The organism is Streptomyces yokosukanensis (assembly GCF_001514035.1).
Taxonomy (GTDB): Bacteria; Actinomycetota; Actinomycetes; order Streptomycetales; family Streptomycetaceae; genus Streptomyces; species Streptomyces yokosukanensis.
In genome coordinates this window covers 1-10422 of record NZ_KQ948213.1, presented here as the reverse complement: position 1 = coordinate 10422, position 10422 = coordinate 1, and the positions used below count along the sequence as shown (strand labels likewise).

The following is a 10422-nucleotide window of genomic DNA, read 5'->3' as shown; positions in this document are numbered from 1 at the left end:
GCGTGCCAGACCCCGCGTGCCCGGCAGGACCCATCGGACAGGCTCTAGTCCCCCCGGGTGACCCCGGCGAGGCCGGGCGCACAGAGCTGCCCGCACCCCGCCGTTCCGCGCGTCGGCTTCAGACCGCGGGCACGCAGCGGCCGTCCTCCGTGCGGTACTGCCACTTCGCGCCCTCGGCCACGAGTTCCCCGACCGCGGTGACGAAGCGGTCGACGTGCTCGTCGGGGGTGCCCGCGCCGAAGCTCACACGGATGGCGTTGAGGGACTTCTCGCCGGGGGCCGCCTCGGGGGCGCCGCATTCGCCCTGGGTCTGGGGGTCGCTGCCGAGGAGGGTGCGCACCAGGGGGTGGGCGCAGAAGAGGCCGTCACGGACGCCGATGCCGTACTCGGCGGAGAGGGCCGCGGCGAAGTGGGAGCTGTTCCAGCCCTCGACGACGAAGGAGATGACGCCGACACGCGGGGCGTCGTCGCCGAAGAGGGAGAGGATCTTCACCTCGGGGACCTCGGCGAAGCCCGCGCGGACCTTGGCGATCAGGTGCTGTTCGCGGGCGACCAGGCCGTCCCAGCCGGCCTCGGTGAGCGCCTTGCAGGCCGAGGCGATGGAGTAGGCGCCGATGACGTTCGGGGAGCCGGCCTCGTGGCGGGCGGCGCTCTCGTGCCACTCCACGTCCACCGCGCCGTCCTGACGCCGGGTCACCTTGCGGCTGGCGCCGCCGCCCGCGAGGTAGGGCTCGGCCGCGCGCAGCCAGTCGGCGCGGCCGGCCAGGACGCCGCAGCCGAAGGGGGCGTACAGCTTGTGGCCCGAGAAGGCGACCCAGTCGACGTCCAGGTCGTGGATGTCCACCGGGTGGTGCGGAGCCAGCTGGGCGGCGTCGAGGACGATCCGGGCGCCGTGGGCGTGCGCCGCCGCGGCCAGCTCTCGCACCGGCCACAGCTCGCCGGTGACGTTGGAGGCGCCGGTGACGCAGACCAGGGCCGGGCCGTAGGGGTCGCGGTCGGCGAGGGCCCGCTCCAGGGTCCGCACCGCCTGCTGCGGGGTGCGCGGGGCGTTGAGGTAGGTGACCCGGGCGTCCTGCCAGGGCAGCAGGGAGGCGTGGTGCTCGGTCTCGAAGACGAAGACCTGGCAGTCGGCCGGGATCGCGCGGGCCAGCAGGTTCAGGGAGTCCGTGGTGGAACGGGTGAAGATCACCTGGTCGTCGGCGCGGCAGCCGAGGAACTCGGCGACCGCCTTGCGGGCGTTCTCGAACAGGTCCGTGGAGAGCTGCGAGAGGTAACCGGCGCCACGGTGGACGCTGCCGTAGTACGGCGCGTAGGCGGCGACGTCGTCCCAGACGCGCTGCAGGGCGGGCGCGCTGGCCGCGTAGTCGAGGGCCGCGTAGGTGACCTCGCCGCCGGTGACGAGCGGGACGGTGACATCCCGCCCCAGAACGGGCAGCGGGGCACAAACGGACTGGTCGGCGGCAGCGGTGAAGACGGACATGGCGGAACTCCCGTGAAGGCAGACGGCATCCGCCGCGCGAGCGGACACGCTCCAGCGCGGGCGGGTGAAAAGGGGGATGCGGAGGCGGGGCTCTGCGGCCCTATCGCATTCGCTTGCTCACGGAAGGCTCCCTCGAACGACCAGGACCCCTGGCCCCGCGCTCGTCGCCGAACGCGCGAGGGGTCCGCGCTTGCCGTAGACCTCGCTGCCTACGACCTGGTCTTCACCCGGGGCACCCCGCCACGGACGGAGGGTTGCCGGACAGTCGGCCGGGGCCGAATGACTGTCGCTCATGACCTGGCTCGTATCCTGCCATACGATCTTCGACGCGCAAGGCGCAGTCCGGTATCTGGACTGCGCCGTGCGTCACAGGGGGCCGGTGTCAGCGGTTGGTGGCGGCCACCCAGCGCTCCAGGGTCCGCTTCGCCGCTCCAGAGTCGATGGACTCGGCGGCCCTGTCCATGCCGGCGCGGAGCTGCTCCGCCAGGGACGCGTCCGTCGGCCGCAGCGCGACGAGCGCCGCCGCCGAGTTCAGCAGCACCGCATCGCGCACCGCGCCCTTCTCGCCGTCCAGGACCCGCCGGGCCACCTCCGCGTTGTACGCCGCGTCGGCGCCGCGCAGGGCGTCCAGGGGGACGAGGTCGATGCCGGCGTCCCGCGGGTCGAAGACCTCCTCCGTGACCTTGCCGTCCCGGACCACCCACACCCGCGACGTGGACGTGACGGTCAGCTCGTCCAGTCCGTCGTCCCCCCGGAACACCAGGGAGGAGTTGCCCCGCTCGGCGAGGACACCGGCGACGATCGGCGCCATCCGGGGGTCGGCCACGCCGACGGCCTGGGAGCGGACCTTGGCCGGGTTGGTCAGCGGGCCCAGCACATTGAAGGTCGTACGGATGCCCAGCTGGCCACGGGCCGGGGCCACATGGCGCAGGGACGGATGGAACTTCACCGCGAAGCAGATGGTGATGCCGGCCTCTTCGGCGACCTCCGCGACCCGCTTCGGGGTCAGATTGAGGTTGATCCCGAGCTTCTCCAGGACGTCGGAGGACCCGGAGGCCGAGGACGCGGCGCGGTTGCCGTGCTTGACGACCTTGGTGCCGGTGCCCGCCACGACGATCGACGACATCGTGGAGATGTTCACCGTCTTGGCGCCGTCACCGCCGGTGCCGACGATGTCGACGGCCGGACCCGGCACCTCGATCACGTTCGCGTGCTCGTACATCGCGCGGACGAGCCCGATGATCTCCTCGACCGTCTCGCCCTTGGCGCGCAGCGCCACCATGAATCCGGCGATCTGCGCGTCGGTCGCCTCGCCGCGCATGATCCGGTCCATCGCCCACGCGGTGTCGTCGGCGGACAGGTCCTCGCCGTTCAGCAGGCCGTTCAGCAGGGCGGGCCAGGAGCGGCCCGCCGCGGTGTCGCCTCCAGCGGGGGTCACAGCGCTCATAGCCGCTCCTGGGTGTCGTACCGGTGAAACCAGTGGTCGATGCCACCCTATCGGCCCCCGGACATGGCGAAGGGCCCCGTCCGTAAGCCGGACGGGGCCCTTCAGCGTGGCGTGGCGACGCGGGGATCAGTGGTGGCCGTGGCCGCTCGCGATCTCCTTGTACTCCTCGACGGTCGGCTTCGGGATCTGGTTGTCCTCGCCGTAGTAGGCGCTGGACAGCTTCGACCGGAGCTTCTCCGAGGCCGGCACCTTGCGCTCGACACCGTTCTCGTCGACCGTCGCACCGATCTCGGCCGGCTCGTACTGGTGGTGAGCCGTGAGGGTGTGCAGCTGCTCCTGGCTGAGCGACTCGTGCACCTCGACGAACTCACCGTGCGGCAGGCGCTTGATGATGCCGGTCTCGCGACCGTGCAGCACCTTGTCGCGGTCGCGGCGCTGCAGGCCGAGGCAGATCCGCTTGGTGACGATGAACGCGATGACCGGGCCCACGAAGAAGAAGATCCGGACGAACCAGGTCACGGCGTTGATCGACAGGTGGAAGTGGGTGGCCCACAGGTCGTTGCCACCGCCGACCAGCAGCGTCAGGTACAGCGTCATCCAGGCGACACCCAGACCCGTACGGGTCGGGGCGTTGCGCGGGCGGTCCAGGATGTGGTGCTCGCTCTTGTCGCCGGTGACCCAGGACTCGATGAACGGGTAGACCGCGATCGCGACCAGGACCAGCGGGAAGATCACCAGCGGGATGAACACGCCCAGGACGAGCGTGTGGCCCCAGAGGTTGATCTCCCAGCCCGGCATGAAGCGGATGAGGCCCTCGGAGAAGCCCATGTACCAGTCGGGCTGGGCGCCGGTGGACACCTGGTCCGGACGGTAGGGGCCCATGGCCCAGATCGGGTTGATCTGGGCGACCGCCGCGATGGCCGCGATGACACCGAAGACCAGGAAGAAGAAGCCTCCGGCCTTGGCCATGTAGACCGGCAGCAGCGGCATGCCGACGACGTTCTTCTCGGTCTTCCCGGGGCCCGCGAACTGCGTGTGCTTGTGGTAGAAGACCAGGATCAGGTGCCCCACCATCAGGCCGAGCATGATGCCCGGCAGCAGCAGGATGTGGATCGAGTAGAACCGGGCGACGAAGTCGTGACCGGGGAACTCTCCGCCGAAGAGGAAGAACGACAGGTACGTGCCGACGATCGGCACGGACAGGATCGCACCCTCCATGAAGCGGACACCGGTGCCGGAGAGCAGGTCGTCCGGGAGCGAGTAACCGGTGAAGCCGGTGAACATGCCGAGGACGAACAGCAGGAAGCCGAACAGCCAGTTGACCTCACGCGGCTTGCGGAACGCACCGGTGAAGAACACGCGCATCATGTGCACGAACATGCCGGCGAGGAAGATCAGCGCGGCCCAGTGGTGGATCTGCCGCATGAGCAGACCACCGCGCACATCGAAGGAGATGTGCAGGGTCGAGTTGAACGCCTCGGACATCAGCTGTCCCTGCAGCGGGACATAGCTGCCGTGGTACTGCACCTCGTTCATCGACGGGTGGAAGAACAGCGTCAGATAGACACCCGTCAGGATGATGATGATGAAGCTGTACATGCACACTTCGCCCAACATGAACGACCAGTGGTCGGGGAAGATCTTGCGCATGTTGGCCTTGGCCAGGGAGTAGATCCCGAGCCGGCCGTCGGCCCAGTCGGCGATCCGCTCGCCGGCCGGTGCCTTCCCGCGAGAGCGGGAGCTTTCGTTCTCTGCAGTACTCATCCGCGCTCCCAGAATGCAGGACCGACGGGCTCCTCGAAGTCGCCGAGCGCCTGGAGGTAACCCTCGCTGTCCACGCCGATGTGCAGCTGCGGCAGGGCGTGGCCGGCGGGGCCGAAGATCACTCGGGCACCGTCGGAGAGGTCGAAGGTGGACTGGTGGCACGGGCACAGCACGTGGTGCGTCTGCTGCTCGTACAGCGAGATCGGGCAGCCGACGTGGGTGCAGATCTTGGAGAAGGCGACGATGCCCTCGTGCGACCAGTCGAGCTCGCGCTTGTCCTTGATGTTGTCCGGCTGGAGCCGGACGATCATCAGTGCGGCCTTGGCGATCTCCGTCTGGAACTCCTCGTCCGTCTCCTCCAGCCCGTCGGGCTTGGCGAAGGTGAGGGAGCCGACGGCGACGTCCTCGGGACGAAGCGGCTGGTTCGTGTTCATGTTGACCAGGCGCTTGCCCTTGGCCCACATCGTGTGGCGGAGCTTGGTGCCGGGCGCCGGGCCGAGGCCGCCGAGCAGCATGACGCCGGAGAGCGGCACCAGGGCCAGCGCGCCGAACATCGTGTTGCGGATCAGCTTGCGGCGGCCGAGGGCCGACTCCTTGGCGCCCAGGCGGAAGTCCGCGTGGACCTTCGCCCGGACGTCGGCCGGGGCCTCGATCGCGTGGCGCTCGTCGGCGACCTCCGCGTCGGACATCAGGGTGCGGGCCCAGTGGACCGCGCCCGCGCCGATGCAGAACAGCGCCACGCCGAGGGTGAGCCCCAGCGTGAAGTTCATCGCGCTGAGGTGCCCGATCGGGAAGACGAAGATCGACTTGTCGTTCGGGATCACCAGGTAGGCGACGATGAAGGCGACGGTGGCCAGCATCGACACCGTGAACAGCAGGGCGACCATGCGCTCGGACCGCCTGGCGGCCCGCTCGTCGATGTCCTGGATCCGGTGCTCGTGCGGCGGCAGCCCCGGGTCGGAGAAGGGGTTCTCCTCGTCCGCGATCCCTACCGCGCCATGTGCGTGGTCCTGCTCAGCGGGCAGGTTCTCTTCTGGAATGTCTTGGCTACTCATGACTTCTTGGCCTTTGCGGTCCGAGCGGCGACCCAGACGGCGACCGTGATCAGCGCGCCGAGGCCGAAGATCCAGGCGAACAGACCCTCGGTGACCGGCCCGAGGCCGCCCAGCTCCAGACCGCCCGGGTTCTCCGTCTTGTCGCCGTTGACCGCGTTCAGGTACGCGATGATGTCCTTCTTGTTCTTCGAGGACAGCGTGGTGTCGGGGAAGGAAGGCATGTTCTGCGGGCCGGTCTGCATGGCCTCGTAGATGTGCTTCGGGGCGACACCTTCCAGGCTCGGAGCGAACTTGCCCTTGGTCAGGGCGCCGCCCTTGCCGGTGAAGTTGTGGCACTGCGCGCAGTTGGTGCGGAACAGCTCGCCACCCTTGGCGATGTCCGCGCCGGCCGGGCCGTACTGCTCCTTGGTGGGCACGTTCGGGCCGGCGCCCAGCGAGGCGATGTAGGTGGCCAGCTGGTCGATCTGCGCCTGGTTGTAGACGACCTTCTTGCGCGGGACCTGGGCGCCCTGCGAGGTGGCGGCGGGCATACGGCCGGTGCCGACCTGGAAGTCGACGGCCGCGGCGCCCACGCCGACCAGGCTCGGCCCGTCGGAGGAGCCCTGGCCACCGGTGCCGTGGCAGCTGGCGCAGCCGACCTCGTAGAGCTTCTTGCCCTCCTTGATGGTCAGGGACTGGGCGGAATCATCGGCCTGCGCCTTGCCCGCGGGTGCGAACGCGGCGTACAGCCCCCCAGTGGCCGCCAGCGCGAGGAGTAGGACGACGACCGCCGCCAGCGGATGGCGTCGTCGTGCGGAGAGCTTTTTCACGGATTACCCCGGTGTCAGGATCTTCTGCGTCGGTGCTTCTGGATGTGCGGGAGCCGGTCCCGCTACTTGATCAGGTAGATCGTGGCGAAAAGGCCGATCCAGACGACATCGACGAAGTGCCAGTAGTAGGACACGACGATGGCGGCGGTCGCCTGCTCGTGGGTGAACCTCTTGGCCATGTAGGTGCGGCCGAGGACCAGCAGGAAGGCGATCAGGCCGCCCGTCACGTGCAGGCCGTGGAAACCGGTGGTCAGGTAGAACACCGAGCCGTACGGGTCGGAGGACAGCGAGATGCCGTCCTTCTTCACCAGCTCCGTGTACTCGTAGATCTGACCGCCGATGAAGATCGCGCCCATGATGAAGGTGAGGATGAACCAGCCACGGAGCTTCTTCACGTCACCGCGCTCGGCCGCGAACACGCCGAGCTGGCAGGTGAGCGAGGAGAGCACCAGGATCGTGGTGTTCGTCGCGGAGAAGGGCACGTTGAGCGAGTGCGCCATCTCCTTCCAGTGATCTGGTCCGGTCACCGATCGAAGGGTGAAGTACATCGCGAAGAGGGCCGCGAAGAACATCAGCTCGGAACTCAGCCAGATGATGGTTCCGACGCTGGTGAGGTTCGGCCTGTTGACCGACGGGTGCGCGTGCCCGGTTTCTACTGTCGTTGCTGTCGCCACGACCGACATTATGTCGGTCGCTTATCCCGCCCTCACTCCGGGGGGTGCCGTTCGGAGTGTTGCTGCCCGCCGAACCGGTGTTGACGTGGTGTTCATGGGGACTTGTACGGGAGTAACATCCGGCCCGAACGGCCCTGTCCGTCCCGTCCGTACGACGCTGACGTCCCGGAGGAACAATGCAGCCGACCGCCACGGTGCTGGTCTACAGCGACGACTCCAACACCCGCGAGCAAGTACGGCTGGCCGCCGGCCGCAGGCCGGCTCCTGACGTCCCGTTCGTCGAGTTCCTGGAGTGCGCCACCCCGGAGGCGGTCGTCCGGGAGTTGGGCCGTGGCGGGATCGACGTCTGCGTGCTCGACGGCGAGGCCGTGCCGATGGGGGGCATGGGGGTGTGCCGGCAGATCAAGGACGAGGTGTTCAACTGTCCGCCGGTGCTGCTGCTGATGGGGCGGCCCCAGGATGCCTGGCTGGCCACGTGGAGCCGGGCGGACGCGGCCGTGACGCTTCCGGTGGACCCGGTGGAGTTCGCCTCGGCCCTGGCCTCGCTGCTGCGCCGCAAGAGGCTGCTGAGCGCCTGAGGGCTCGGGGCGTGGGGCTTCGTACCCGCCGCGGTACGATCCCGCGCCCCGGGTCGGCTACAGCGCCGCGGGCTGCAGGCGTACCGTGCTCGCGTCCGACGAGGTGTTCGACGCGGCCTTGGCCAGGGCGCTGCCCGTGGTCCACTTGCTCCAGTCGACGTTCCAGTCGCCGAAGCCGTTGCCGAAGGGTTCCATCGGGTCCCCCTTGGAGTTGACGACCTTGACGATGTCACCCTCGCGGACGGCCTTGAAGAACCACTGGGCGTTCGCCGTACTCATGCCGGTGCAGCCGTGGCTGACGTTCGCCGAGCCCTGCGAGCCCACGGACCAGGGCGCGGCGTGGACGTACTCACCGGACCACGTCACCCGGGTGGCCCAGTAGACCAGCAGGTCGTAGGAGTCGGAGGTGCCCGCGGCGATGCCGACCGTGGTGCCGCGCATCCGTACGAAGTACTGCTTGGCCAGGACGACCTTGACACCGTTGCGCGTGTCCCAGCCGGGCTTGCCGGTGGTGACGGGGATCCTGTTGATGACGGCGCCGTTCTTGTAGACCGTCATCTGGTGGGCCGCGGCGTCCGTGACGGCCTCCAGGCGGTCGCCCGTGGTGATCGTCAGCGGCTTGGACGGGCCGCCCCACAGCCGGTCGTTGATCTTGATGCCGTTCAGGTTGCTGTGCACCGTGATGGTGGTGTGGGTGGGCCAGTACTCCTTGGGCCGGAAGTGGAGTTCCTTGCCGTCCACCCAGTACCAGGAGCCCTGCACGGCCGGCGTGGACTGCACCCGCAGGGCGCTCTCCACGACGGCACGCTGCGCCTTGTCCTTGACCTCCTGGTCGAGTTGGGCGGTGATGGGCTGTCCGACGCCGTACTCCCCCGCGTCCGGCCCGAAGGTGACGGTCAGCCGCTTCCTGTTCGTGGGCTTGCTGGTGTCGAACGTGAGGACCTTGCGGCCGGGTGCGCCGTCCTCGTCCTCGGTGCTCACCGTGACCGTGTAGTGGGCGTTGGCGGCCAGCGGGACGGTGCTGTGCCACCTGCTGCCGTCGGCGGCGAGTTCGCCCGGCACATAGCGCCCTGTGGAGTCCTGGGCGGTCACGTCGGCGATACGGCCGTCGTCGCTGTCGGCGGTGATCTCCAGGGGCTTGTCCGGGTCGGCCCGCTTGCCCTCGTCCGTGGGGACGTTGAAGGAGATCACATCCGCCGCGTCGTACGGCTTGGCCGACAGGGGGTTGCCGTCCGAACCGCAGGCGGTGGCGACCGCGCCGAGTGCGGTCACCAACAGGGTGCAGCCGACGACGGTGCTGGTCCGCGGTGTGTGGTTCATACGATCACGCTATGAGGTGCAAGCCTCACCAGCACGGCAGGTAATCCGTTCGAGTGATCGACACTACGGCAAAGGGACGCCAGCGGACGGGTGACGGGGCAGGTGGGGACACCCGAAAGGCCGGAAGCCCGGACTCTCCTGAGGGAGTGTCCGGGCTTCCGGTGCGTGTTCTCGTGTGCTACTGAGTGCGGTTTTCACCGTGGTAGTACTCGAACACCCAGCCGAACAGGCCGACCACGATGAACGGGGCCGAGAAGTAGATCAGCCACCAGCCGACCGCGATGCTGAGGAAGGCGATCGCACCGCCGAAGCCCAGCATGAGCGGCTGCCAGCTGTGCGGGCTGAAGAAGCCCAGCTCGCCCGCGTCGTCCGCGACGTCGGCCTCCATGTTGTCCTGGGCGCCCGCGTCGACCCGCCGGGCGGTGAAGCCCAGGTAGAAGCCGATCATGACGCTCAGGCCGAAGGCCAGGAAGAGAGCGGTGGTACCGGCCGGCTCCTTCGACCACACGCCATACACGATGGCCATGATCAGGATGAAGACGCTCAGCCAGATGAACATCCGACCCTGGATCTTCACTTGCCGGCCTCCTTGCTGCCCGCGATGGCGGTGCCGTGACCGGCGTGCTCGAGCTGCTCGAGCGCGGCGATCTCAGGGTGGTGCAGGTCGAACGCCGGGGATTCGCTGCGGATCCGCGGCAGGGTGAGGAAGTTGTGCCGCGGCGGCGGACACGAGGTCGCCCACTCGAGCGAGCGGCCGTAGCCCCACGGGTCGTCGACGTCGACCTTCTTGCCGTACTTGGCCGTCTTCCACACGTTGTAGAGGAACGGCAGGATCGACAGGCCGAGCAGGAAGGAGCTGATGGTCGAGATCGTGTTCAGGGCGGTGAAGCCGTCGGCCGCCAGGTAGTCGGCGTAACGACGCGGCATGCCCTCTGCGCCCAGCCAGTGCTGGACGAGGAAGGTGCCGTGGAAGCCGACGAACAGCGTCCAGAAGGTGATCTTGCCGAGCCGCTCGTCGAGCATCTTGCCCGTCATCTTCGGCCACCAGAAGTGGAAGCCGGCGAACATCGCGAAGACGACCGTGCCGAACACCACGTAGTGGAAGTGGGCCACCACGAAGTACGAGTCGGAGACGTGGAAGTCCATCGGGGGCGAGGCCAGGATGACGCCGGTCAGACCGCCGAAGGTGAAGGTGATCAGGAAGCCGACCGCCCACAGCATCGGTGTCTCGAAGGACAGCGAGCCCTTCCACATCGTGCCGATCCAGTTGAAGAACTTCACACCGGTCGGTACAG

The 10422-nt window shown here is 68.4% G+C and carries 10 protein-coding genes and 1 riboswitch; of the genes, 1 reads left to right on the top strand and 9 read right to left on the bottom strand.

The genetic code is table 11. The annotated features are described in order from the left end of the window. Positions 1-118 precede the first annotated feature (118 nt). From AQI95_RS20000 to ctaE, 6 genes are all read right to left on the bottom strand, one after another. Complete coding sequence (locus AQI95_RS20000) at positions 119-1480, bottom strand: aminotransferase class V-fold PLP-dependent enzyme (RefSeq protein ID WP_067125138.1); 1362 nt, start codon at positions 1478-1480, stop codon at positions 119-121. A 181-nt stretch (positions 1481-1661) separates the two neighbouring features. Next, a riboswitch (SAM riboswitch) is annotated at positions 1662-1778 on the bottom strand. Between the two features lie 84 nt (positions 1779-1862). Continuing rightward, positions 1863-2927, bottom strand: coding sequence for an anthranilate phosphoribosyltransferase (gene trpD, locus AQI95_RS19995; protein ID WP_067125136.1), 1065 nt, complete (start codon positions 2925-2927; stop codon positions 1863-1865). A 126-nt stretch (positions 2928-3053) separates the two neighbouring features. Beyond that, positions 3054-4691, bottom strand: a complete 1638-nt coding sequence (gene qcrB, locus AQI95_RS19990; protein WP_067125134.1) for a cytochrome bc1 complex cytochrome b subunit — start codon at positions 4689-4691, stop codon at positions 3054-3056. After that, positions 4688-5746 carry a cytochrome bc1 complex Rieske iron-sulfur subunit gene (gene qcrA / locus AQI95_RS19985; protein WP_067125131.1) on the bottom strand — a complete coding sequence of 353 codons (1059 nt, stop codon included), beginning with the start codon at positions 5744-5746 and terminating at the stop codon, positions 4688-4690. Before qcrA ends, qcrB begins: the two co-directional genes overlap by 4 nt. Next, a complete protein-coding gene (qcrC, locus tag AQI95_RS19980; RefSeq protein ID WP_067125129.1) occupies positions 5743-6555 on the bottom strand; it encodes a cytochrome bc1 complex diheme cytochrome c subunit in 813 nt (270 codons plus the stop codon). The genes qcrA and qcrC overlap by 4 nt, the downstream gene beginning before the upstream one ends. 62 nt (positions 6556-6617) lie before the next feature. After that, positions 6618-7238, bottom strand: a complete 621-nt coding sequence (gene ctaE, locus AQI95_RS19975; RefSeq protein WP_067125127.1) for an aa3-type cytochrome oxidase subunit III — start codon at positions 7236-7238, stop codon at positions 6618-6620. Between the two features lie 167 nt (positions 7239-7405). On the opposite strand from ctaE, the gene AQI95_RS19970 reads away from it, so the two are divergent. Beyond that, positions 7406-7807 carry a response regulator gene (locus AQI95_RS19970; RefSeq protein WP_067125125.1) on the top strand — a complete coding sequence of 134 codons (402 nt, stop codon included), beginning with the start codon at positions 7406-7408 and terminating at the stop codon, positions 7805-7807. A 57-nt stretch (positions 7808-7864) separates the two neighbouring features. Here AQI95_RS19970 and AQI95_RS19965 read toward each other — a convergent pair whose 3' ends face one another. The 3 genes from AQI95_RS19965 to AQI95_RS19955 all read right to left on the bottom strand — a co-directional run. After that, positions 7865-9127: a L,D-transpeptidase gene (locus AQI95_RS19965; RefSeq protein WP_067125123.1), complete on the bottom strand. Its 1263-nt coding sequence runs from the start codon at positions 9125-9127 to the stop codon at positions 7865-7867. A 178-nt stretch (positions 9128-9305) separates the two neighbouring features. Continuing rightward, the gene (locus AQI95_RS19960; RefSeq protein WP_067125120.1) at positions 9306-9704 is read right to left on the bottom strand and encodes a cytochrome c oxidase subunit 4; all 399 of its coding nucleotides are present in this window, start codon (positions 9702-9704) and stop codon (positions 9306-9308) included. Further along, a partial coding sequence (locus AQI95_RS19955) for a cytochrome c oxidase subunit I (protein WP_208614223.1) occupies positions 9701-10422 on the bottom strand: 722 nt, incomplete at its 5' end. The genes AQI95_RS19955 and AQI95_RS19960, both read right to left, overlap by 4 nt.

Coding starts and splice junctions, on each gene's coding strand:
- AQI95_RS19970 (WP_067125125.1), top strand. CDS start 7,406: ATGCAGCCGACCGCCACGGTGCTGGTCTACAGCGACGACTCCAACACC.
- trpD (WP_067125136.1), bottom strand. CDS start 2,927: ATGAGCGCTGTGACCCCCGCTGGAGGCGACACCGCGGCGGGCCGCTCC.
- ctaE (WP_067125127.1), bottom strand. CDS start 7,238: ATGTCGGTCGTGGCGACAGCAACGACAGTAGAAACCGGGCACGCGCAC.
- AQI95_RS20000 (WP_067125138.1), bottom strand. CDS start 1,480: ATGTCCGTCTTCACCGCTGCCGCCGACCAGTCCGTTTGTGCCCCGCTG.
- AQI95_RS19965 (WP_067125123.1), bottom strand. CDS start 9,127: ATGAACCACACACCGCGGACCAGCACCGTCGTCGGCTGCACCCTGTTG.
- qcrA (WP_067125131.1), bottom strand. CDS start 5,746: ATGAGTAGCCAAGACATTCCAGAAGAGAACCTGCCCGCTGAGCAGGAC.
- qcrB (WP_067125134.1), bottom strand. CDS start 4,691: ATGAGTACTGCAGAGAACGAAAGCTCCCGCTCTCGCGGGAAGGCACCG.